Consider the following 21,190-nt stretch of genomic DNA (forward strand, 5'->3'; position numbering starts at 1 on the left):
CAGCACTCACTCTGAAGGCGTGACGGTAGCTTCGCTGGCCTCAGCTTCCAGTTTCAACCGGTCAGCCTTGCTAATGTATTTAGGCTTGCTCTTGGGCGCCAGTTTGGCGCTGGCCTTTTTCGCGTGGGCCTTTAACAGCTGCTTGATTTTCTTTTGACGGTTCACGTTGTTACTCGGTTTGTAAATGCTGGAAGGCTATCCGCTGTGCGCAGCGGTGGTTCTTGATCCGGTACATATCGCCACCGGCATGGCTGAGCAGGGTATCGGCATTCTCCGCGTCCTGGGGGTAAAAGGCTACGCCGACGCTGCACGACGGCATCGAGACAGCGCCGAACTCGGCGCCCAGCGGCAGCACGGCCAACGGCTGGCTGTGTTACCCATCAGAGCTTACCTTCCGACCCGGTATAGCTGGCGCCTTGCACCTTGCCCTTGGCGTCAGACAGGCACGACCATGGCGCATCGGCGCCGGGCACCTGGATGTTCACGCCGATGCCCGCTTCGCTGTTAAGTACTTCGATGACGGAAAGCTTGCTGCTGGCCACGCCGGTTTTCTTCGCCACTTCGGCCAGGCAGGCTTTTTCGGCCTTGGCGGTGGCCGGGGTGCCGCCGGTTTTGTTGCTGCTGCTCGGCGCTGCAGCGGGTGCTGCTGATGTGCAAACACCATTGGCGCCGCCTTTACCGGTATAGGACGCAGCCCACGACTGGTCCGGATTACGCGTAAGGGTAATGGCTACGCCAGCGCCCCTGGCTTCGTAGGCGTTCTCATTGAACTTCTTAAGCTTTGCTTCTTTGCCATTGATATACACCGGACCGCCTTCGTCGGCATGCACGGCGAGGTGGGTCGGGCATTCGTAGTTGAGTTGTGGAATACCCGCGCTGGCGGCTGAGGCAAACAGCAACGCGGCAGTTCCAAGTACGTACCTGTAGTTCATCATGGCGGCCTTCTCGCAAGGGAATACAACAGGATAGTAGAACGCTGCGGTTGCTACCGTTTGCGCATCAACCCAAGGTAGCAAGACAGGAGGCGACGGCGTCTTCGAGTTTGGCCACCAACGCCGGGTCCATGTACTGAAAATCGTCGGGAATATCCAGAGTGTAAAGCTGCTTGTGCTCAAGCAGCCGCGCGTACTGCGCCTGCAGGCGATTGTGGTGTTTGCGCTCCATGACGAAAATCACATCGGCCCAGCGAATGTCCGCAGGGCCGATGGGTTTGCGCGCATTCGGGCTAGTGCCCGCCGACCGGGCATCAAAGCCTGGGCGGCGGCGCCAGAGCGCTTCTGCGGTAGGGCTGCGCCACTGGTTGCGGCTGCAGACGAACAGGAGGTTAGTCACTCTTGATCCAACAGTTGGCGGGTGGAGCGAATGGGATAGCTCAGGCCAAGCTGGCGTGCACGTAGCAACTTGTCGCCACGGGTGTAGAGCAGCTTCCAGTTCTTTTCGGGCTTGAACACCAGCGGGTTTGCCGCTTTGGTTTTGCCACTTTTGCGGGCCTGTGAGCGTCTCCAGGCGCGGGTTCTTTGCATGATCATTTCCTCGTGAGTACCGGGTTCAGCAGCCGCGGTAATACGAGTTGGCGCTATAGTAGGCGCGAATCAGCGCTGTGGCTAGGTTGGCGCAGTTTTTCATGTAGGAGCGGGCTTGCCCCGCGATCCATTCGCCGGATACAGGGAGTACTCAATGAACACACCGCAATGGCTCGCCTTGTTCGAGCAAGCTTTTCGCAAAATGGAAAAGAAACTTGAGCAAGTCGTGCAACTGAACAGCTGTCGCGAACACTGGATACAGGCCGAAATCAGCCTGCACGCCTGGTTTGAACAGAACATTGAAATCTGGACCGAGCTGCCGATAGGCGAGCGGCGTAAAGCGGACCTGTACGCGCTGGATGCCAATGGCGCCCCGGCGATGGTTGCCGAAATCAAATGCCTGGGCGATGTATCGCAAGCCAAGTGCCTGGAAGGCGACTGGTCGGTCCGTGCTGATGTCGACCGGTTGCGCTCGTTCCAGTGCCCGACCCGATTGTTTGTGCTGGTTATTGCCAAGGGTGAGCGGGAAACCACTACCGGGCGCCGCCTTCGGGAGGACGAATGGGTAGATGGGCGTGAGTGCGTGAGCGTGGACCTGGAGTTTGCACGGGTGCGGATGTGGGCCCTGTGATCGACCTCAGCGGTTGGTAAACCGGGGTTTGCGGGCTTGCCCCGCGATCAGGCCAGTTCAGCCAGCCCATAAGGCGGCGCCTGAGTTACGACCGCTTCGCGCTCGATCGCGGGGCAAGGCCCGCTCCCACAGGCCCCAATACACCTCTCTAGCGTAACGGCACGTAGATCTCCGTCTGCCACTGCGCCTGCGGCGTCTCTGGATACACGCTCAGGTAATGAAAAAACAGCGGCTGATCGCGCAGCTCCTCACCACTGTCCGGCAACCAGTCGCGATAGATCGGATAGATGGATTCACCAATATGGTCGGGCGAACCCACATGCCGCACCACGGCATAGCGCCCGCCAGCAATCAGCCGCTCATGCACGCCGGCTTCATTCGCCGCCACCGCCTCATTAATTTCCCCACAAATGGCGAAACGAAAATCCTCCGCCGGCGTGGTATCGGGGTTGCCATAGGGGATGCCAAAAGAACGGCTCGACGCGACCGGCGACTGCCCGCTGGCCTTGCGCCAGGCAATGAACCGGCTCACGCTCTCGCTGACCTGCGCGGGCGGCCCGCAGTGCTCCAGCGCCGCGACCCGGGTTTGCACAAACTCGACAATACGTACCTGCATGATGACGCTCCTGGAAAAGTGAGGGATAGCGAACACCGCATTCCAGGCCTGCCAGTTCGGCTGTCGGCGAAAGCCACTCGGCGACACCCCCAGCGCCCGCCGAAACGCCCGGCTGAATGCCTCGGGGCTTTCAAAACCTGCCGCGAGGGCGGCCTCCAGCACCGAGAGCTCGGCATTGGCCGCCAACCGGTGCGCCGCCTGGCGCAAGCGCATCAACTGCACATAACGCGAGACCGGCACGCCGACGTACGCTGTGAACTGGCGGTGAAAGTGAAACACCGAAAAGTTCGCCACCTGGCTCAGGGTTTTTACCGACAGATCACCGTCGAGGTTGGCGTCGATGTAGGCCAGTACAGCGCTGAAGCGCAGGGTGTAGGCGGCGTTGGGCGGCAGGTCGGGCACGGCTTCAGGCTCTTGGAAGTACGGTCGGCATAGCATCGACTATACCCGCGTGGCTGCGCCTAGCCGGGTTTGCTCAAGATGAACTTTCAGCGGATGAGCATGCGCTCGGTGGGCCGCGTCGGCGGCCCGGGGTTAGCCTGCAGTCATCACTTCAGCGCAGCTTGATCCGCCTGTGCAACGCGCCGCCGCAAAGCTGTAGCCATGGCGTGTGCCTCGACTTCATCAAGGCACGCCTTGACCAGCGCAATGCTCATTTCCAGCGAGTGCTGAGTAGCCCAGAGCAGGCCGCGCACGTCAGGATCGACCTTTTCACAGGCCTGGGCGTTGGTCTGGTAGGCGCTTTTGAGCAGGACGGTGGCATGCACCAGCGCGTCTTCGGCACAGGCACCCGTGCGCACGGCGAACAGAGGGGCGTGGCTGCCGTTGCAGGAGCCGAAGGTGGTGGCGGTTTTGGTGACGAGGGGTGGATCGGGGACGGGCTTTGTCATTGTTGTGCTCCTAGAGTGGTGGAGCCAGCATCAATCGCTACCAAACGATTGGTGACGGCTGTACGCAGGTTGGTAGACCGGGACTCTAGGAACCCAGCGCGCACGAATGCGCCCCACGCACAGCCGCCATAGCACGAACAGCAGGCACAAAAAAACGCCGGCTGATCGGGAGCGGCGTCTGCACGCCTTAGAGTACTCGGGCTACCAAACCCGGTCGCTGGATTTACAGCGACTGGGGGAGGGTAGCGAGGTTTTGGGTCTGTTTCAAGAAAGATATACAAATACAGTGGATTATTATTCGGTTTTTGAACCTCGCGGGGAGTTTTTTGGGTTGTTTGAACTCTGGTCGAAGAAGGGGCTCAATAAACAAGAGTCCCGGCCGATGCCGGGACTCTCTATTTCTTATTAGAAGGCTTTGGTCTTGGTCGTGGAGGTAGTGACGGGGATGGTGGGCGAACATCTCCCCTGACATTTCGAGTTGGTGGCGGTGACGGAGGAGGTGGTTTTTGTGTCATGGTTGCACCTGGTTATAGTTTGGGGATTGTTATAACTGCGTACGCTATTACGGCGATTAGTGCAGCACTAATGAGTGCTAGGTTGCAAAAATATAGGCTTGAACTCTTTCTGTCATTGTTGACTGTGCAGATGGTTGCGCAGTTCATGTATTTTTCATAGTAATATTCTTTGAGTGCCTTTGCAGTCTTTGTTTCTGCCTCGACTTCGTCGCTATAGTACTCAAGCAGGTCTAGCCTGTATTTTTCTATTGTGTTTGGTTCTGGCATGTTCTCATCGATTTTCCCAAGGAGTGCATCGATGAAGAAATAAACGCCAACGCTTAAGGATGCGGCAGACGTTGTTAGTATTGTTAGAAACCAGATTTTTGCACCAAGGGTTAGAGTTGCTCTGTCGCCCCCAAGTATTACCGAATAGAATCCGCTGATAGCAATTATAGTCGCTAGGGGGATGCTGAGGCGGGAAAATATCTGCTCTTTTCTAGATAGTTCGTAAAAGTATATTTTTTCGTAATATTCGAATAATTTGTCTTGTGTCAACTGCGCACCTGTGTGTGTTTAAATGCGTTTGTTGGTTACTAGATTCCAATAGTGTTCGCCAAGAACTGTGAGTCTACACGGCTTGGAGTTCATGGCGGCGAAATACATGTGCTCCTCGTCTACTGGTTTTACTAAGTTAAGTCGGTTCAGTTTTTGTAGTACTGCAAATTTTTTTGTGTTATCTGGGTTTGGCTCAATTCCGTGATTGGGCGCGGGTGGTTGGGGTTCAAAGCTTGGGTCGAGTGCAAATTCAGAATTTGCTGTCTCGAAAAAATCTGTTAATTGGCGCAATTCGGAAATCTGAATCGGCGGTGCTACCTTTCTTAAAGAAGTGAAAGCTTTGACGTTTGTTTTGAAAACCGGCCTCTGCTCCCACAGACTCAAAGATTGGTCAATATGAGCATAGATACTACCTGGTGTGATATCACCAAGTAAGTTCGCGGCTCCTCCGTTTAAGGCGTCAACAAATAATGAAGTGAAGACTCCGGATCCGTTGACCTCTTCTGCGTATTGATCTTTGGTTGAAGCGGTTAGGATTGTCATTCCTTCTGTAAGTATCGCTTTGTCGCCTAGAGATTTTTGAGTGCCAGCAATTCCGGAATTGCAACTGTCCAATACGATTATTTTATTTTTGGCGCTTGAGGCGTTTGCTATATCAAGGATTTCTTGAAGGGGCAGGCCATCGTCGCCTTCTTCGCACTCTGAAGTTAGAAGGTATCCGGCGGAGTCTTCAATGTACCCATGGCCGGCAAAATAAAATAGCGCTATTTGGCTGTCGTCTTTAAATAGGTTTTTTATGTCTTCTTTTAGTTGTCTTCGTGTGATGGCGCTATTTGCGTCCACTGCAGTTGTCAGTTTGACGTCAAAATTTAGTTCTCCATTCATGTGTCGCTCAAGCACTTGATTTACTTTGTATGCATCGCTTACGCAGCCGTGTAGTACTTTAAGGATTGCATAGTGGTTAATTCCAATCACTAATGCTTTTTTCATGTTATTTCCTTAAGTTCTTACCTTCCCCCATCATCTGGGTAACTGCATTGGCAATACCCTCCCAAGTCCATGCGATCACTCGGTTTCGATTCAGACCTGTAGGAAGAGGGCTGGTATTGTTGGCACTATCTACATATACGCCAAAAATCGGAACGTTTTGTGATCTGGCCATTTCTATTTCCTTTACAACTCCAGTTGCTGTGGCCATATGACGGCCAGCTAAGACAATGAGGAGGTGGGTTTTATTTATTTTTTCCCGAACAATTGCTTCCCACTGGGACTGCGGCATCGGTGATTTAGCAGACCAGTCTTCGTGTGAGAATGGCGTTTTGGAGTGCCATGCCTGGCCCGCAAAAAGGATTTTGTCACTACTATTATGGTCTACGTCAAAACTAATAAAAGCGCGAGGTTCAGCCATTTTTAATCCCTTAATTTGCTGAGTTTTCAAGTATTTTGAATGAATGAAGGCGTTTTGCCAACTTTTTACGCTGCTTTTTTTCAAGCTGTTGATTTGAATTGATTTTTTGTGGTCAGTAAACGACTTTTTCGGGGGGCTTAAATTTCTAGTCTATTTTTTCTTGGTTCTTGTGTTTCGCGTCTATAGATAAATAGTCCCTGCTTAAACGTTTTAGTTGTTGTTTTACAAGGGCTCTAATCGAGCGAACCCGGTTGGTGCGCTGCGTTGCTTTTCCATAGAAAAGTAAAGTTAACTCACTTGTTATGTTTGGATCTTGAAGGCCTTCAGATCAACGGCGTTGACGGCAAAGTCCATTGCTGATCCCCATGCAACCAATGCTGCTCCACTGCTGATAGCGCAGCATCAATCCTTGGTTACAAAACAAAACTCCATACAAATCAATCAATTACCCATCTGGCACAACCATTGCGAAGCCCCCCGTCTCTTTCCCCCCCCTGTGGAACATTGACGTTCATGACCGCTCCCTTCGCCCGCGTGCCCCTGTTACTGGCCATCGCCGCCTTGCCCACGCTCCCCGGCTTCGCCGCCGAGCCAAGCCCCGAAGCCCTGCCCACCGTCACCGTCACCGCGCAAAAGCGCGAAGAGTCGGTGCAGGACGTGCCCTCGGCCATCTCCGTGGTCAGCGCCAGACAGATCGCCGACAGCGGCGGCGGTTTCAGTGCCGGCAAGGCGTTGCAGAACGTGCCCAACGCCATCGCCCCGGAGTTCGCCGGGCACCAGCGGCCGCGCTGGTACATTCGCGGTATGGGCTCGGGCGACATGGCCTCGACCACGGTTTACCCGGTGGGCATCTACACCGATGACGTGTATATCGACCCTCACGTCGCCACCGGTTTTCCGCTTTACGACATGGAGCGCGTTGAGGTGCTGCGCGGGCCGCAGGGCACGCTGTGGGGCAAGAACACCACCGGCGGGGCGATCAACTTCGTTTCGCGCAAGCCGGATTTCGAGAAAGCCAACGGTTACTTCAAGCTCGACCTGGGCAACTACAATTCGCGCCTGTACGAAGGTGCCTATGGCGATACGCTGATCGACAATAAGCTGGCCGCACGGGTGGCGTTTGTCGATCAGAGCGCCGATGGCCAACTGGAGAATCAGGTCGATGGCCACACCGTTGGCGATATCCATGACCAGGCCCTGCGCCTGCAGTTGCTGGCGCAGATCAACGACGACCTGCAGGCCACCCTGCAACTGCATGGCCGTGACTATAAAGGGCAGGGCATTGCCACCCGCGCCTGGGGCTCGGGGCCGGGCGGCAACACGTTGTTTGGCCCGGCACCCAAACCGGATACCGATGAGGCGGCGTTTACCGGCAAGGCCGAAGACCGCATCGAGCACAACGGTGTGCAGCTGGCGTTGAAGTGGGACCTGGGCGACCTGCAGCTCGATTCGATTACCGCCTTCGACGATATCCACGAAAAAGCCGAAAGCCCGAACATGAGCATTTATGAATTCGGCCGCGGCTTTAACGATGACCGTTGGAAGCAGGTGTCTCAGGAGCTGCGTTTGTCTTCGGCGAAAAACCAGCCGCTCAGCTGGATCGTCGGCACCCATCTGTTCCATGAACAGCTCGACAGTCGCAACGACAACGGCCTGTTGCCCAAGCCCTACAACCAGGCCTTTGGCGTGGCCGATTATGGCCGTACCGATATCGACCAAAGCACCGACAGCTTCGCGATTTTTGGCAGCAGCACCTGGCAGGCCACTGACAACCTGAGCCTCACCGCCGGCCTGCGCTGGACCCGCGAAACCAAGGACATTGACCTGCATCGCGTCGCCGCGCCGGATGCCGACGCGGTCAGCTACAACAGCGAGCGCGACTGGTGGAAAAACTACACCGGCGACCTGGTGACCCGCGTCGAACAGGACGAAAAACGCACCTGGAACAAACTCACCTACGACTTCACCCCCGAGTACCAGCTCAACGACAACGCGCGGGTGTATTTTCGCTATGCCAAGGGTTTTCGCTCCGGTGGTTTCAGCGGTGGTGCGCAGGTGCAAGCCGAGGCGTCGGTGGTGGCGCCGGAGAACGTCGATGCCTATGAACTGGGGGTCAAGAGCGAGTGGTTCGATGAGCGCCTGATCGCCAACGCCAACGTCTTTTACTACGACTACTCGGACATCCAGGTCAATGCCGTGTCGGTGCGCGACGGGCAGGTGGTATCGCTGCTGACCAACAGCGGCCAGGGGGTGATTCGCGGCGCCGAGTTCGAGCTGCAGGCCTTGCCGTTCAGCAACCTGGAGCTGCATGGCTCGCTCGGCTTGCTGCATACCGAATTGCAGGACTTCGAGTCGGGCGGGGAGGATTACTCGGGTAACCGCATTGCCCGCTCGCCGTCGCGGACCCTGGCGGTGGGCGGCAGTTACCGGATACCGCTGGAAAATGGCGACGAAGTGCGCCTGGGCACGGACTGGCGCTACCAGAGCCGGATCTTCTTCCTGCCCACGGCGCAGCAGGATCACAGCGTGTCCCAGGGCGGTTATACCCTGGGCAATGCCAGTGCCACCTATCACCTGGGCGGGCGCTATGACCTGGACCTGACCGCCTACGTGAACAACTTGACCGACAAACAGTACAAGACCGACAGCGTGCCGTTGCCATTTGATATTGCCTGGGATGCGCGCGGGGATCGGCGTACCTTCGGGGTGAGTGCGACGACGCGGTTTTGAGCCGGGGCTGCCGGCCTCATCGCTGGCAAGCCAGCTCCCACAGGGTGCGATGACCATCGGTCGGGCTTGCGTGCAAGCCTGTCGATCCAACCCCGGCCCAATCGACCATCCTGCACATACCCCACGTGCAGGAGTTCCCCCATGTCCTATGTAGACGGTTTCGTCCTCGCAGTCCCCACCGCCAACCGCGACGCTTTCAAGCAACACGCCGAAGAGGCCGCCGTGGTGTTCAAGGAATGCGGCGCCCTGAAGGTCGTCGAGTGCTGGGGCGATGATGTGCCGGACGGCAAGATCACCTCGTTCCCCATGGCCGTGAAGCTCAAGGACGATGAGACGGTGGTGTTCTCCTGGATCCTCTGGCCATCGCGCGACGTGCGCGATGCCGGGATGCAGAAAATGATGCAAGACCCGCGCTTGCAGCCGGACCAGAATCCGATGCCGTTCGATGGCATGCGGATGATTTTTGGTGGGTTCAACATTCTGGTGGAGGCTTGAGGTTTTAGGGCTGCTTTGCAGCCCATCGCCGGCAAGGCCGGCTCCCACAGGGAACTGTGAACGCTGATTACACCCTGAACCGCGCCACCAATGCCGTAAGCTGCCCAGCCAGGCCCGCCAGCGCCTGGCTGGCCTCGCGGGTTTCCTGCGCCCCGGCCGCCGAGCGGGTCGACAGCTCGCGAATGTTCAGCAGGTTGCGATCCACCTCCCGCGCCACCTGCGCCTGTTCCTCGGCAGCGCTGGCAATCACCAGGTTGCGCTCGTTGATCTCGCCAATGGCGCGGTAGATTCCCTCCAGCACCTGCCCCGAGGCCTGGGTAATGCCCAGGGTTGATTGCGCCCGCTGGGTGCTGGCGTGCATCGAGGCCACCGCCGCTTCGGTGCCATGCTGCACGCGACCGATCATCTGTTCGATTTCCTGGGTCGATTGCTGGGTGCGGTAGGCGAGGGTGCGTACCTCGTCGGCGACCACGGCAAAGCCGCGCCCGGCTTCACCGGCACGCGCTGCCTCGATGGCGGCATTGAGCGCCAGCAGGTTGGTTTGCTCGGACACCGAGCGGATCACCTCCAGCACCTGGCCGATGTTGCGAATCTGCCCGGCCAGTTGCTCCAGGTGCTCGCTGCTGGTTTGCACTTCACGGGCCATGGCCTGGGTGCCGTCGAGGTTGTCGCTGACCTGGCGGCGGCTTTGTTCGGCCAGCTCGTTCGAGGCGCTGGCCGCTTGCGAAGTGGACACCGCATTGCGCGCCACTTCCTCCACCGCGGTGGTCATTTCGGTGACGGCGGTGGCGGCCTGTTCCAGCTCCTGGTCCTGCTGGCGCAGGCTGTGCGAGCTCTGTTCGGTGATGCCATTGAGCGCACCGGCAGCTTCGGCCAGTTGCGTGGCGCAACTGCTGATCTGCCCCAGGGTGTCGCGCTGGCTGTGCTGCATGCGCTGCAGTTCGCTGAACAACTGGCCGATCTCGTTGCTGCTATGCACCGCCACCGGCACGCTCAAGTCGCCGCCGGCAATGCGCTGAAAGTGCTGCCCGGCTTCACGCAGCGGGCGCAACACACGCTGGGCGATGAAGCTCCAGCACAGCGCCGCGAGCAGCAAGGTCAGCAGCCCCAGCGCCACGCTCAGCACCTGGGCGCTGCTCAGGCGGCGATCGGATTCGAGCATGATCTGCTGGCTGCGCTCGTTCAACGCCGCCACCAGTTGCTGGCGCAGCGCCTGCAAGCGGCCCATGGCGTTGCCGGCGTCGGTGTTGACCCTGAAGTAATGCTGCAGGTCGTTGTTGCCGGTCGCTTCGCGCTGGCCGGCCACGGCCTTGGCGTAGTCGCCGAAGGTGGTTTGCAGCTCGACGGCGAGGCCTTTGAAGGTGGCCTCCTGAGCATTGCTGACCAGTTCGCTGATCAGTTGCGCGCTGTTGCCCAGCAGTTCTTGCGACAGCTTCAGGCGTTTGTTGGCGCTGTCGCTGTGGCCGCCGCTCTGTTCGATAAAGCCCGAGGAGACGTTGGCGCTGGCGCGGATCGCCATCAGCAAGGCGTTATTCAGGCGATCCGACTGGTGCGCAGTCTGGTCCAGTTCGCTGATCTGCTGGTCGCTGCCCACCGCCGCGCGCCAGGCGCTGACGGTGGAGAACAGCAAGGTCAGGCTGAACAGCGACAACACCCAGAACATACCGGTGCGGATTTTCAGGTCGGCGAACATGCGGGCAGTACTCCTTGAGTTGTTATCAGCACCACGCTTTGCCGCGGCAACGGCGGTGGGTGGTCTGCTATCGGAGTGACTGCTGGCGGACTTGAGGGGGCCAAGGCCGCTTGTGTTCGATTACCGCCCGCTGTTTACCTCAGCGCCCTTCATGCTGGCGCCGATAGGCCCCCGGCTGCACGCCGACGGCCTTGCTGAAGGCGCGGGTAAACGCGGCAATCGACTGATACCCCACCGCCGCGCACACCTGCTCGACGGTGTTGTTGGCCTTGAGCAACTGGCAGGCATGGCGCATGCGCAGGGCCAGCAATACCTGCCCCGGCGATTGCCCGGCCAGTTCGCTGAAACGCTTGAAAAATGCCGAGCGCGACAGCCCGGTGCAGGCCGCCATGCTTTCCAGCGACCAGGGCTGCTCGGGGTGTTCGATCAACTGCTCAAGCAGGCTGGCAAAGTTGCCGTGGCGGGCCAGTGCGACCAGGCCGCGGATGCTCTGGTCGTCACTGACCCGCTGGCGCAGCACGTACAAGAACAGCAAATGACTCAAGCGTTCGAGCAAGGCCGAGGAGGGCGAAGGCAGGCGTTGGCACTCGGCCAGGATCAGCTCGAACAGCGCCCGCGCCGCGCTCAGCGCCGGGTCGCCGGCGCGCAGGATGATCCAGTCGTCCAGGCCTTCGATGATCAGCGACGACAGGCCCGGCTGAAAATGAAAGAAGCCGCACACCAGGCCCACGCCATCGGTGGCTTCGCTGTCCAGCGGCTGCATAGCCTGGCGTGGTTGCTGCTGGGCCAGTTCGCACGCTTCGGCGTTGGACAGCCGATAGTTGAAGTCGCGCAGCAGGAACACCGCATCGCCGGCTTGCAGGCGAATGGCCTGGGCCTGGCCGTCGATATGCAGCCAGCAATGGCCCTGGACGATCAGGTGGAAACTGGCCCGCGCCAGGCCGTGGGTGCTGGCGTGCCAGCCACCGCAGTAACGCCCGACATGGAACAGGCTGGCGTCTAGCTCAAGGCTTTCTAATAACCAATCGACTACTGGGCTGGACGAAATCATCTAATGAAAAGACTCAGGAGCAAGTAATAGCGACTGCAGAATATGGCAGCTAATTCTTATAACCAACAGACTTGTGGCACACCCCTAGTATGCAGGAGTCCACTCCATGTCGCGCGTCACTGTCCATACACTGCAAAGCGCCCCAGAGGCCGCCCGTCCTTACCTGGAAAACGCCCAGAAGGCTTCGGGCTTCATCCCCAACCTGCTCGGCGTGCTGGCCAACGCCCCGGCGGCGCTGGAAACCTACGTCACCGTCTCGGCCCTCAACGGCAAGGCCGAGCTGAGCCTCGCCGAGCGTGAGGTGGTGCAACTGGTGGCCGCCACCAATCATGGCTGCGACTTCTGTGTGGCCGGCCACACCGCCGTGGCACTGAACAAGGCCAAGCTGGCGCAGGAGGTGGTCGACGCCCTGCGCGCCAAGGGCGAGCTGCCACAAGAGAAGCTCGAAGCCCTGGCGGCGTTCACCCGCGAAGTGATCGCCACCCGCGGCAATGTCAGTGAAGCCGGCTACGGTGCGTTTCGCGAAGCCGGCTACAGCGAAGGCAATGCCCTGGAGGTGATCCTCGGTGTCAGTCTGGCAACCCTGTGCAACTTTGCTAATGTGTTCGCCCAGACGCCGCTCAATGACGAGCTGAGCAAGTACCGCTGGCAGCCTTCGGCATAACGACCCTCGGCGCCAGCGCAGGCTGGCGCATTGTTAAAGGAGTAAACCCTATGCTCGATCCCGCATTGGTCGCGTGGCTGGACGCCCAGGCCGAAGCCCTCGACCAGGGCCACGGCGACCCGCAGGCGGTGCTGGGGCAACTGGCAGCGGCGCAGGTGCTGCGCGTCGGTATCGACCAGAACCTGGGCGGCAGTGGTGGCACGGTCGCCGACGCGGTCGAGACCCTGGCCACGGTCGCCAGCCATTCCCTGGCGGCAGCCTTCGTGTTCTGGGGCCAGCGCGCCTTTATCGAATACCTGCTGCACAGCCCCAACGCCGGGCTGCGCGAACGCCTGCTGCCTGAGCTGCTCAGCGGCCAACTGGCCGGCGCCACCGGGCTTTCCAACGCCATGAAGTACCTCTCGGGCATCGAAGCACTGCAGGTCAAAGGCCTGCGCGACGACCAGGGCTGGACCCTGGCCGGGCGCCTGCACTGGGTGACCAACCTGCGCAAGGGCGGTTTCGTGGTGGCGGCGGCGATTGAAGAAGAGGGCGCCTCGCCCTTCGTGCTGGCGATTCCCGACCACGCTACCGGGCTCACGCGCTCCGACGACCTGGAGCTTATGGGCCTGCAGTCGAGCAACACCGCTGCGCTGAGTTTCGAGCAGGTTTCGATCAGCCGCGACTGGCTGCTGCACGACAACGCCAAGCAGTTTCTGCCTGCCGTGCGCCCGTCGTTCCTGGGTCTGCAATGTGGCATGGCGATTGGCCTGGCGCGGCGTTCGTTGAGTGAAGTGGAGGGGCACCTGCAGGGCATGCGCTCGTTCCTTGGCGAGGCGCTGCAGGTGCTGCGCGAGCGCCTCGAGAACACCGTCAGCGAACTGAAAAAGGGCCTGCTCGACGGCCGCTTCCTGAGCCAGCCGGCGGCCTTGTTCAAGCTGCGCATCACCCTCGCCGAAACCGCTGCCGATGCCGTGCAGCTTGAGTTGCAGGCCAGTGGCGGCAAGGCTTACCTGACCGCCTATGGCGCAGGTTTTGCCCGGCGCTGGCGCGAGTCGGCGTTCGTGCCGATCGTCACCCCAAGCCTGGTGCAACTGCGCGCCGAGCTGCAACGCCAGGCGTCGTCAGCATGACCGAGGTGTTGCTCGAAGCCCGTGGCATCAGCCTCGGCTACCCGCGTGAACAAGGCTGGCAAAGCGTGCTGGAAGATTTCGACCTGCAACTGGCGCCGGGCGAGGTGATCACCATCCTCGGCCCCAGTGGCGTCGGCAAGTCCAGCCTGTTGCGGGTGCTGGCCGGTCTGCAGCAGGCCCGTGCCGGCAGCGTCAGCCTGCTCGGTGAGCCGCTGCAGGGCCCGCACCCGCGCCTGGCGGTAGCCTTTCAGGACCCCAGCCTGTTGCCCTGGCTGAGCCTGGAAAGCAACGTCGCCTTCGGCCTGGATTTCGCCCGCCAGCCCAAGCTTGCCGCCAGTGAACGACGGGCGCGGATCGACCACGCCATCGAGGCGGTCGGCCTGCAGCATGCGCGTGAGCAGTACCCGGCGCAGCTTTCCGGTGGCATGGCCCAGCGTACCGCGCTGGCCCGCTGCCTGGCACGCCAGCCGCAAGTGCTGTTGCTCGATGAGCCCTTCGGCGCGCTGGATGAAGTCACCCGCGCCGACATGCAGCAACTGCTGCTGCAACTGATTGCCCGGCACAACACCGCGGCCATTCTGATTACCCACGATATCGACGAAGCCCTGCTGCTGTCCGATCGCGTGCTGCTACTGGGCAACCACCCGGCGCGCACCCTCGGCCAATGGCCTATCGACCTGCCGCAACCACGCGAGCAGCGGGTCGAGGAACTGGGCGCGCTGCGCATCGACATACTCAAAACCCTTCGGCGGGCCAGCCGCACACCCGAACCTTCTTCTGAACCTATGCCGCTGCCGTCGGAGACTGCCCATGTGCCTGGACGACTTCACCCACACTCGTCGTGACTTCATCAAACTCAGCGCCTTGCTCACCGCCGGTGGCGCCATGCCCCTGCTGAGCAGCCTGCAGGCGCGCGCGGCCAGCGACCCGGATGCACCGGTACGCATCGGCTACCTGCCGATCACCGACGCCACGCCGCTGCTGGTGGCGCACAACAATGGCCTGTTCGAGGCCGAAGGCATCAAGGCCGAGCGCCCGGTGCTGCTGCGCAGTTGGGCGCAGGTGATCGAGGCGTTCATCTCCGGGCAGGTCAACGTCATTCACCTGCTGTCGCCGATGACCGTCTGGGCCCGTTATGGCAGCAAGGTGCCGGCCAAAGTGGTGGCCTGGAACCACGTCGGCGGCTCGGGCCTGACCGTCGCGCCGGGCATCACCGAGGTCAAGCAACTGGGCGGGCAGACCGTGGCCATTCCGTTCTGGTATTCGATCCACAACGTGGTGGTGCAGCAGCTGTTCCGTGATCATGGCCTGAGCCCGGTGTCCAAGGCCGCCTCTGCCCAGCTGGCGGCCAACGAGGTCAACCTGGTGGTGCTGCCGCCGTCGGACATGCCGCCGGCCCTGGCCAGCAAGCGCATCGCCGGCTACATCGTCGCCGAGCCGTTCAACGCCCTGGCCGAAGACCTCAAGGTTGGCCGCGTGCAGCGCTTTACCGGCGACATCTGGCGTAACCATGCCTGTTGCGTGGTGTTCATGCACGAGCACGACCTGAACAACCGCCCCGAGTGGTCGCAGAAGGTGGTCAATGCGATCGTCAAGGCCCAACTGTGGACCCGCGACCACCGCGCCGAAGCCGCCGCACTGCTGTCCAAGAGCGGGCCGAACAAATACACCCCGCATACCCCGCAGGTGCTTAGCCAGGTACTGGCGCCGACAGCATCGGACCGTGACGCCTACATCGCCAGCGGTGCGATCCAGCATGCGCAATGGGACGAAAAGCGCATCGATTTTCAGCCTTATCCGTTCCCCAGCTACACCGAAGAACTGGTGCGTCGCCTGCAGAACACCCTGATCGAGGGCGACAAGGGTTTCCTTGCCGGCCTCGACCCGCAACAGACCGCCCGCGACCTGGTCGACGATCGCTTCGTGCGTAACAGCATCGCCGCCGTTGGCGGGCTCAAGGCTTTCGGCTTGCCGGAGAGCTTCGAGCGTAGCGAGGAGTTTTCGATCTGATGGGCAAGCATGCAATCCATGGCGCCCTGGGCGTTGCCGGCCTGTTCGGCTTGTTGTTGCTGTGGTGGCTGGGCGTGCATGTGTTTGGCCAGGCCGATGGCCTGTCGGCGCGTTTTTCGCCGCAGGCGACCCTCAGCAGCCTGATCGAGCTGCTGGGCCAGGCCGAGGTCTATGAGCACATCTGGGTCAGCCTCAAACGCATCCTCATCGGCTTGCTGCTGGCCTTGCTGCTCGGCGTGCCCCTGGGCTTGCTGGTGGGCAGCTATCGCCACCTGGAAGCGGCGACCACCCCGGCGTTCCAGTTCTTGCGGATGATCTCGCCGCTGTCGTGGATGCCGGTGGTGGTGATGCTGATGGGGGTGGGCGACCAGCCGATCTACTTCCTCCTGGCCTTTGCCGCGCTGTGGCCAATCCTGCTCAATACCGCCGCCGGGGTGCGCCAGCTCGACCCACGCTGGCTGCAGTTGAGCCGCAGCCTGAGTGCCACACGCTGGGAGACCCTGTGCAAGGTGATCATCCCCGGCGTGCTCGGCCATGTGCTGACCGGCGTGCGCCTGGCCATCGGCATCCTGTGGATCGTGCTGGTGCCGTGCGAGATGCTCGGGGTGAGTGCCGGGCTGGGCTACTTCATCCTCGATACCCGTGACCGGCTGGCGTATTCGGAGCTGATGGCGATGGTGCTGCTGATCGGCGTGCTGGGCTTTATGCTTGATGCCCTTGCCCGTGGCTTGCATCGGCGTTGGGTGCATGCCTGATAGTGGGCAAGTTGCAGTGTTTTAGCGATTGATTTGCAAATTGCCTGTGGCCGTCTAAATTCCCATTCGGATCACGTTCAGTTTTTCAATGAAGCAATTGACCTTCGCCGACGTCAAGTGCGCAAGCCAGTGGATAACTCAAGGTCGCCTTACTGCCGCTGTTTGGAAATGCGTGCCGTAGATCGAACTTATCCTGCTGACAGCGTCATCGGAGAATGTCATGAGCCTCAGATCATTCACTGCAACTGTATTCCAGATCCCGATAGTGGCAATCGCTTTAGCACTATTCGCAGGGTGTGCCGAGCACCCGCCAACGCCTGATGCCCAGCCCCCTGAAAAGTCCCTCGTAGCATTGGTACAGATTAAACGGATAGATGGTTATTGCCTGGCCGTGGGGGCGTTCAACTTTGATAACCCCTATACACGATATGTTGGGCTGGCCACGTGCAATGGTCAGGACCCCGCGCAGCAATGGCATTACACCGAAGACAAGGAAATGCTTTCCGAGATAACCGACCCGCGTGGAGAGCGGTTGATGTTGTATGGGATGGAGATAGTCGGCGGCAGACCTTCGGTTTGGGTAACATCGCCACCTTCAACAGTTTCCCCCCACTACCGCTGGCAACATGATGCCCAGCGAAACACACTGACGACGCAGATTCCGGCTCATGCAGGGCTTGCTTTAACTGTATTTGCCGAGGGCCGTGGTTGGTTGGATCCGCGGGTCAGTGGCCGTGTCACGCAGAACTTTACTATTGCGCCGATTCAGCAGCCCGTCGCTCCGTGGGTACAAATCAAACAGAGTAATGGCCATTGCCTGGCCGTAGGAGCGCTTGATGCTACGCAATCGCTTGCGACTCGCCGTGTCGGCCTGGTTACTTGCAACGCCACGGATCCAGCGCAGCAATGGCGCCACACTGCAGATAACGAAATGATTTCCGCAGTGGCCGACAGCAAGGGCGGGGCATTGCTGCTGGAGGGGGAAAATATAGAGGTTGGCCGAGCCGCTGTTTGGGCCCGCCCGCGCACTTCAAAGGCACAGGCCTTCCAACATTGGACGTACAACAGTCGGCGAAAGGGCCTCTTTCCTCAGGGCCCGGGCGCGGCTGATAAAGCCTTGACCGCTTTTCTCGACGACCTGGGAATGTCCTGGCTGGACCGCTGGAACGGCACGCCAATGCAACAGTTCACGCTTGATCCCGTCAGCCCCTGACAGGTCAGCACGCTACCCCCATCAACTTGCCGCCTGGGTGCGGCAAGTTGATGATCGGGTTCTTGGGATGCTTATGGGTTGAGTTCAATGGGCACCTCGATGCACTTATAAGCGCTGTCGCCCATAATCCCGCGCCGCAACACTGGCAAGCGCTGCACACAACACCAGGCTAACCCCCAATGCCTGCCACTCACCCGCCAGGCTCAAGCCAGCGCCGATCAAGCCGTAATACAACAGCCCGAACAACGCCCCCGCCGTCCCCCGGCAATCGCCGTACTCGACCAGCGCCGAGCCCAGTACCAGCGGAATCGCCATGGCGAAGGCGCCGAGCATGAAGGCCATGGCCACGGCGATCAGCCAGTGCTCGCCCAGCAGCAGTATCGCCAGCGCTGCCAGCAGGTTCACCGCGCACGCCAGGTTGAGCAGGGTTGCCTGGCTGATACCGCGCGCCAGCAGTCGCGCATTGAGGCGCGCGCCGAGCAGCGAGCCCAGTGCCAGCAGCACGCCGCTGTAGCCAAACAGGCTTTGCAGTTGCAAACGCTGGAAAATGAACGGCGCCAGGCTGTACCAACTGAACACGCCGATGTTGAACAACGCCACCAGCAGCGTCGCCAGCAGCACCCGGCGATCACCAAGCATGCGCCGCAAGGTGCCGCTCACACTGGCAGGGTGGGGCGTTTGCGGGTGGGTCTCCGGCATCGCTTGCCAGCTCCACATCAGCAACGCCAGCGCCATCAGCAACTGCGCGGCGAGCACGCCACGGTAACCCAAGGCCTGGGTCAGCAGCGATCCACAGAGCACGCCAATCGCCGGGCTGATGGCCAGGAACATGCCGATCAGGGAAAACACCCGCGCCAGTTGCGCACCGCTATGCACATCGCGCAGCGCGGTTTGCGTCACCACCGAACCGACCGCTGCGGCGAAGGCGGCGACGATGCGCGCGCCAAGCAGGCCGGCGAAATGTGTGGCTAACAGGGCCGCCAGCGAAGCCAGGCCGTACAGCAGCAAGCCTGCGAGCAACGCCGGGCGCCGGCCCCAGAGGTCGCACAGGCGGCCCCAGACCAGCACGCCGACGGCAAAGGCGGCGAAATACAGCGACAGGGTTTGCCCCGCCTGCGCAGGCGTCACCCCAAAGCCCTGGCCGATATCGACCAGGGCGGGGCTGTAGAGGGTTTCGGCGATCTGCGGGAACATCAGCAGGGCCGTGGCCAGGGGCAACCAGGTGCGGTGGGTCATGAGCAGCGTCCCGTGGGTAAAAGGGGGGCTCATGGTAGGTGGCGGGCGATAGGTGTATTGTCGCGGTCTGGTCTAAAAATAGTGAAAATCGGACAACCTGCATGGCCTGGCTGGAACCCACCGCTAGCTTCGACCCGGACGGCTTCGGCGCGCCCATTGTCGGCATCTGCTCGGCTCTGGGCGATCACGATTCCGGCGTCCATCAGCACCGTATGGGGCAGGTGCTGTTCACCCGCCAGGGCTGTGTGCGCATCGACGCGCAGGCACCGGAGCTGCTCTGCCTGCTGCCGCCGACCCGCGCGGCGTGGATCCCCCCGGGCACCGCCCACCGGGCGCGGATGCGGGCGACCGTTGACTATCGCTCGGTGTACCTGGACACCCGCCACTGGCCGCGCTTGCCGGATGAAGTGGTAATCCTCGACGTCAACCCGCTGCTGCGCGAGCTGCTCGAGCGCATGGCCGAGGCGCCGTTCGAGACAGACTGGAGCCAAGGCGCCGCAGCGCACCTGGCCGGCTTGTGCGTTGCGGAACTGCAGGCTGCCGAGCAGCAACCGATGCGCTTGCCGCTGCCCAGGGACCGGCGCCTGGCCAGCCTGGTGGAGAACCTTGAGCAGTTGCCGCCGCCGCTGCACGAACTGGCCCGCACGGTGGGCGCCAGCGAGAGAACCATCGGTCGCTTGATTCGCCGTGACACCGGCATGTCCTACCAGCAATGGCGCCAGCAGTGGCGGCTGGTACGGGCGGTGGAGCAGTTGGCGATCCATCAGCCGCTGACCCAGGTGGCGCTGGAGCTGGGCTTTGCCAGCGACAGTGCTTTTATCGCTTTCTTTAGAAGCATGACCGGCAGCACGCCGCGGGCGTATTGCCGCTGAGGCAACTGTTGCGCAATAAATTCGCGGCGCTGTAGCGCTTGCCGGTGCGTAGTATCCGTTACTGTCGAGGTGACTAGCTCAGCCAGGAGGGCATGCGATGCTCGAGGTGCAAACGCTGATGATTTTTTCTGGCGCGGTGATCCTGTTGCTGCTGTCACCCGGGCCGAACATGGCTTTTGTCATCAGCCATGCTGTGTCGATGGGCTGGCGCGGCGGGCTGGCGGCGGCGCTGGGCATCAGCATTGCCGACCTGATCCTGACGGTACTGACCGCCACCGGCGTTACCGCGCTGATCGCCGCCTGGCCACCGTCGTTCGACATCATCCGCTTCAGCGGTGCGTTGTATCTGCTGTGGATGGCGTTCAAGCTGCTGCAGCCGCGCAAGGTTGGCACGGGAGAAGGGCTGCGCGAAACGTCACTGGCGGCGGTGTTCGTTGCGGCCACGCTCAACAGCCTGCTCAACCCCAAGGCGTTGCTGTTTTTTATCGTGTTCCTGCCGCAGTTCGTGGTGCCGGGCCAAGGCGCGGTGGCCCAGCAGTTGCTGCTGCTGGGGCTGCTGCTGAGTGTGATTGCCCTGGTGTTTCATGTGCTGCTGGGCGCGTGTGGCGGGGTGGTTAGCCGCAGGTTCAGTGGCAAGGGGCGTATGGCCAGGTGGCAGCCGCGGTTGCTGGCCAGTGTGCTGGGGTTGCTGGCGCTGCGGTTGATGCTGATGCAGCGTCCGGGGTGAGTGCGCTGCGAGCGCTTTGCGCTCGATCGCTGGCAAGCCAGCTCCTTTGGCGTGCGCAGTCCACACTGTGGGAGCTGGCCTTGCCAGCGATGGGCTGCGCAGCAGCCCCAGGTTCAATCCTGCAGGTCTTCCTCGCTCATCCACTCCACCGCGTCCGCCAGTGCCACTTCGGCCACCCACTCACTGAAACTGCGGGTCACCTGTTCATAGCTCAGCCGCGAGCGTAGCTCCAGCTTGTCGGCAAACGACAGGTGTACGGTGATCACCTTGTCTTCGATCACCCCGTCGCGCACCACGAAAAAGGCGAAGTCTTCGCGGTCCTGGCGGCGGGCAAACAGGTAGACCTCGAAGTCCGCGCCGGTCTCCTTGGCAAAGGCCCGGGCGGCGAAGGCGTTTTTGTTCAGGTCCGGGCCTTGTTGCAGTGACGCCGGGGTATCGCAGAAATACCAAGGCTCCCAGTCGGTCAGGCCTTTGTGGATGAACCAGCGGTAGGCAAGCGGGTAGGGCATGGG

The 21,190-nt window shown here is 60.8% G+C and carries 23 protein-coding genes and 2 pseudogenes; 11 read left to right on the forward strand and 14 right to left on the reverse strand.

The features are described 5' to 3' along the window. Positions 1-6: 6 nt before the first annotated feature. From ABIE20_RS26445 to ABIE20_RS26465, 5 genes and pseudogenes are all read right to left on the reverse strand, one after another. Entirely contained in the window at positions 7-165 is a 159-nt protein-coding gene (locus ABIE20_RS26445; RefSeq protein WP_429508435.1) for a DUF2986 domain-containing protein, read from the reverse strand. 4 nt (positions 166-169) lie between these two features. Next, a pseudogene (locus ABIE20_RS26450) lies at positions 170-349 on the reverse strand (diguanylate cyclase); the annotation flags it as partial. Positions 350-653: 304 nt separating this feature from the next. Beyond that, positions 654-932 (reverse strand): annotated as a pseudogene (locus ABIE20_RS26455) (hypothetical protein); the annotation flags it as partial. Between the two features lie 67 nt (positions 933-999). Continuing rightward, positions 1,000-1,332, reverse strand: a complete 333-nt coding sequence (locus ABIE20_RS26460; RefSeq protein ID WP_429508436.1) for a low molecular weight protein tyrosine phosphatase family protein — start codon at positions 1,330-1,332, stop codon at positions 1,000-1,002. After that, positions 1,329-1,523, reverse strand: coding sequence for a hypothetical protein (locus tag ABIE20_RS26465; RefSeq protein ID WP_429508437.1), 195 nt, complete (start codon positions 1,521-1,523; stop codon positions 1,329-1,331). Before ABIE20_RS26465 ends, ABIE20_RS26460 begins: the two co-directional genes overlap by 4 nt. 154 nt (positions 1,524-1,677) lie before the next feature. Here ABIE20_RS26465 and ABIE20_RS26470 point away from each other — a divergent pair, with 154 nt between their 5' ends. Next, on the forward strand, positions 1,678-2,154 hold the full coding sequence (locus ABIE20_RS26470; RefSeq protein WP_429508439.1) for a hypothetical protein: 477 nt from the start codon (positions 1,678-1,680) through the stop codon (positions 2,152-2,154). A 148-nt stretch (positions 2,155-2,302) separates the two neighbouring features. On the opposite strand, the gene ABIE20_RS26475 is transcribed toward ABIE20_RS26470, so the two are convergent. From ABIE20_RS26475 to ABIE20_RS26495, 5 genes are all read right to left on the reverse strand, one after another. Continuing rightward, a complete protein-coding gene (locus ABIE20_RS26475; protein ID WP_429508440.1) occupies positions 2,303-3,208 on the reverse strand; it encodes an AraC family transcriptional regulator in 906 nt (301 codons plus the stop codon). Between the two features lie 110 nt (positions 3,209-3,318). Next, complete coding sequence (locus ABIE20_RS26480) at positions 3,319-3,660, reverse strand: DUF3077 domain-containing protein (RefSeq protein ID WP_429508441.1); 342 nt, start codon at positions 3,658-3,660, stop codon at positions 3,319-3,321. A 527-nt stretch (positions 3,661-4,187) separates the two neighbouring features. Then, positions 4,188-4,712, reverse strand: coding sequence for a hypothetical protein (locus tag ABIE20_RS26485; protein ID WP_429508442.1), 525 nt, complete (start codon positions 4,710-4,712; stop codon positions 4,188-4,190). Between the two features lie 18 nt (positions 4,713-4,730). Next, positions 4,731-5,702 carry a caspase family protein gene (locus ABIE20_RS26490; protein WP_429508444.1) on the reverse strand — a complete coding sequence of 324 codons (972 nt, stop codon included), beginning with the start codon at positions 5,700-5,702 and terminating at the stop codon, positions 4,731-4,733. Between the two features lies 1 nt (position 5,703). Continuing rightward, positions 5,704-6,204 (reverse strand): TIR domain-containing protein, encoded by a 501-nt coding sequence (locus ABIE20_RS26495; protein WP_429508446.1) that lies wholly within the window; start codon positions 6,202-6,204, stop codon positions 5,704-5,706. A 429-nt stretch (positions 6,205-6,633) separates the two neighbouring features. Between ABIE20_RS26495 and ABIE20_RS26500 the strand changes: the two genes are divergently transcribed. Then, a complete protein-coding gene (locus ABIE20_RS26500) occupies positions 6,634-8,850 on the forward strand; it encodes a TonB-dependent receptor (protein WP_429508447.1) in 2,217 nt (738 codons plus the stop codon). A 141-nt stretch (positions 8,851-8,991) separates the two neighbouring features. Then, entirely contained in the window at positions 8,992-9,345 is a 354-nt protein-coding gene (locus ABIE20_RS26505) for a DUF1428 domain-containing protein (RefSeq protein ID WP_429508448.1), read from the forward strand. Positions 9,346-9,412: 67 nt separating this feature from the next. On the opposite strand, the gene ABIE20_RS26510 is transcribed toward ABIE20_RS26505, so the two are convergent. Then, a complete protein-coding gene (locus tag ABIE20_RS26510) occupies positions 9,413-11,038 on the reverse strand; it encodes a methyl-accepting chemotaxis protein (RefSeq protein ID WP_429508449.1) in 1,626 nt (541 codons plus the stop codon). A 139-nt stretch (positions 11,039-11,177) separates the two neighbouring features. Beyond that, the gene (locus ABIE20_RS26515; protein WP_429508450.1) at positions 11,178-12,089 is read right to left on the reverse strand and encodes a cupin domain-containing protein; all 912 of its coding nucleotides are present in this window, start codon (positions 12,087-12,089) and stop codon (positions 11,178-11,180) included. Positions 12,090-12,195: 106 nt separating this feature from the next. Here ABIE20_RS26515 and ABIE20_RS26520 point away from each other — a divergent pair, with 106 nt between their 5' ends. From ABIE20_RS26520 to ABIE20_RS26545, 6 genes are all read left to right on the forward strand, one after another. After that, entirely contained in the window at positions 12,196-12,753 is a 558-nt protein-coding gene (locus ABIE20_RS26520; RefSeq protein ID WP_429508451.1) for a carboxymuconolactone decarboxylase family protein, read from the forward strand. A 50-nt stretch (positions 12,754-12,803) separates the two neighbouring features. Continuing rightward, complete coding sequence (locus tag ABIE20_RS26525; RefSeq protein WP_429508453.1) at positions 12,804-13,865, forward strand: acyl-CoA dehydrogenase family protein; 1,062 nt, start codon at positions 12,804-12,806, stop codon at positions 13,863-13,865. After that, a complete protein-coding gene (locus ABIE20_RS26530; protein ID WP_429508454.1) occupies positions 13,862-14,710 on the forward strand; it encodes an ABC transporter ATP-binding protein in 849 nt (282 codons plus the stop codon). Before ABIE20_RS26525 ends, ABIE20_RS26530 begins: the two co-directional genes overlap by 4 nt. After that, entirely contained in the window at positions 14,676-15,875 is a 1,200-nt protein-coding gene (locus ABIE20_RS26535) for an ABC transporter substrate-binding protein (protein WP_429508455.1), read from the forward strand. The genes ABIE20_RS26530 and ABIE20_RS26535 overlap by 35 nt, the downstream gene beginning before the upstream one ends. After that, positions 15,875-16,630, forward strand: coding sequence for an ABC transporter permease (locus tag ABIE20_RS26540; protein ID WP_429508456.1), 756 nt, complete (start codon positions 15,875-15,877; stop codon positions 16,628-16,630). Before ABIE20_RS26535 ends, ABIE20_RS26540 begins: the two co-directional genes overlap by 1 nt. Positions 16,631-16,850: 220 nt before the next feature. Continuing rightward, a complete protein-coding gene (locus tag ABIE20_RS26545; RefSeq protein WP_429508457.1) occupies positions 16,851-17,843 on the forward strand; it encodes a hypothetical protein in 993 nt (330 codons plus the stop codon). A 105-nt stretch (positions 17,844-17,948) separates the two neighbouring features. On the opposite strand, the gene ABIE20_RS26550 is transcribed toward ABIE20_RS26545, so the two are convergent. Then, positions 17,949-19,079, reverse strand: coding sequence for an MFS transporter (locus ABIE20_RS26550; RefSeq protein ID WP_429508459.1), 1,131 nt, complete (start codon positions 19,077-19,079; stop codon positions 17,949-17,951). A gap of 101 nt (positions 19,080-19,180) precedes the next feature. On the opposite strand from ABIE20_RS26550, the gene ABIE20_RS26555 reads away from it, so the two are divergent. After that, positions 19,181-19,951 carry an AraC family transcriptional regulator gene (locus tag ABIE20_RS26555; protein ID WP_429508460.1) on the forward strand — a complete coding sequence of 257 codons (771 nt, stop codon included), beginning with the start codon at positions 19,181-19,183 and terminating at the stop codon, positions 19,949-19,951. A gap of 97 nt (positions 19,952-20,048) precedes the next feature. After that, the gene (locus ABIE20_RS26560) at positions 20,049-20,678 is read left to right on the forward strand and encodes a LysE family translocator (protein WP_429508461.1); all 630 of its coding nucleotides are present in this window, start codon (positions 20,049-20,051) and stop codon (positions 20,676-20,678) included. A 113-nt stretch (positions 20,679-20,791) separates the two neighbouring features. Here ABIE20_RS26560 and ABIE20_RS26565 read toward each other — a convergent pair whose 3' ends face one another. Continuing rightward, a complete protein-coding gene (locus ABIE20_RS26565) occupies positions 20,792-21,187 on the reverse strand; it encodes a hypothetical protein (RefSeq protein ID WP_123566289.1) in 396 nt (131 codons plus the stop codon). Between the last annotated feature and the right edge of the window lie 3 nt (positions 21,188-21,190).

Origin of the sequence: Pseudomonas sp. 2835 (assembly GCF_050435905.1) — a bacterium.
GTDB lineage: Bacteria > Pseudomonadota > Gammaproteobacteria > Pseudomonadales > Pseudomonadaceae > Aquipseudomonas.

What these genes read in the sequence shown, in the direction of transcription:
- ABIE20_RS26490 (WP_429508444.1), bottom strand. Translation starts at nt 5,702, where the DNA reads ATGAAAAAAGCATTAGTGATTGGAATTAACCACTATGCAATCCTTAAA.
- ABIE20_RS26540 (WP_429508456.1), top strand. Translation starts at nt 15,875, where the DNA reads ATGGGCAAGCATGCAATCCATGGCGCCCTGGGCGTTGCCGGCCTGTTC.
- ABIE20_RS26525 (WP_429508453.1), top strand. Translation starts at nt 12,804, where the DNA reads ATGCTCGATCCCGCATTGGTCGCGTGGCTGGACGCCCAGGCCGAAGCC.
- ABIE20_RS26555 (WP_429508460.1), top strand. Translation starts at nt 19,181, where the DNA reads ATGGCCTGGCTGGAACCCACCGCTAGCTTCGACCCGGACGGCTTCGGC.
- ABIE20_RS26480 (WP_429508441.1), bottom strand. Translation starts at nt 3,660, where the DNA reads ATGACAAAGCCCGTCCCCGATCCACCCCTCGTCACCAAAACCGCCACC.
- ABIE20_RS26530 (WP_429508454.1), top strand. Translation starts at nt 13,862, where the DNA reads ATGACCGAGGTGTTGCTCGAAGCCCGTGGCATCAGCCTCGGCTACCCG.
- ABIE20_RS26560 (WP_429508461.1), top strand. Translation starts at nt 20,049, where the DNA reads ATGCTCGAGGTGCAAACGCTGATGATTTTTTCTGGCGCGGTGATCCTG.
- ABIE20_RS26505 (WP_429508448.1), top strand. Translation starts at nt 8,992, where the DNA reads ATGTCCTATGTAGACGGTTTCGTCCTCGCAGTCCCCACCGCCAACCGC.
- ABIE20_RS26550 (WP_429508459.1), bottom strand. Translation starts at nt 19,079, where the DNA reads ATGACCCACCGCACCTGGTTGCCCCTGGCCACGGCCCTGCTGATGTTC.
- ABIE20_RS26470 (WP_429508439.1), top strand. Translation starts at nt 1,678, where the DNA reads ATGAACACACCGCAATGGCTCGCCTTGTTCGAGCAAGCTTTTCGCAAA.
- ABIE20_RS26475 (WP_429508440.1), bottom strand. Translation starts at nt 3,208, where the DNA reads ATGCTATGCCGACCGTACTTCCAAGAGCCTGAAGCCGTGCCCGACCTG.
- ABIE20_RS26535 (WP_429508455.1), top strand. Translation starts at nt 14,676, where the DNA reads ATGTGCCTGGACGACTTCACCCACACTCGTCGTGACTTCATCAAACTC.
- ABIE20_RS26515 (WP_429508450.1), bottom strand. Translation starts at nt 12,089, where the DNA reads ATGATTTCGTCCAGCCCAGTAGTCGATTGGTTATTAGAAAGCCTTGAG.
- ABIE20_RS26510 (WP_429508449.1), bottom strand. Translation starts at nt 11,038, where the DNA reads ATGTTCGCCGACCTGAAAATCCGCACCGGTATGTTCTGGGTGTTGTCG.
- ABIE20_RS26520 (WP_429508451.1), top strand. Translation starts at nt 12,196, where the DNA reads ATGTCGCGCGTCACTGTCCATACACTGCAAAGCGCCCCAGAGGCCGCC.
- ABIE20_RS26500 (WP_429508447.1), top strand. Translation starts at nt 6,634, where the DNA reads ATGACCGCTCCCTTCGCCCGCGTGCCCCTGTTACTGGCCATCGCCGCC.
- ABIE20_RS26545 (WP_429508457.1), top strand. Translation starts at nt 16,851, where the DNA reads ATGAGCCTCAGATCATTCACTGCAACTGTATTCCAGATCCCGATAGTG.
- ABIE20_RS26465 (WP_429508437.1), bottom strand. Translation starts at nt 1,523, where the DNA reads ATGCAAAGAACCCGCGCCTGGAGACGCTCACAGGCCCGCAAAAGTGGC.
- ABIE20_RS26565 (WP_123566289.1), bottom strand. Translation starts at nt 21,187, where the DNA reads ATGCCCTACCCGCTTGCCTACCGCTGGTTCATCCACAAAGGCCTGACC.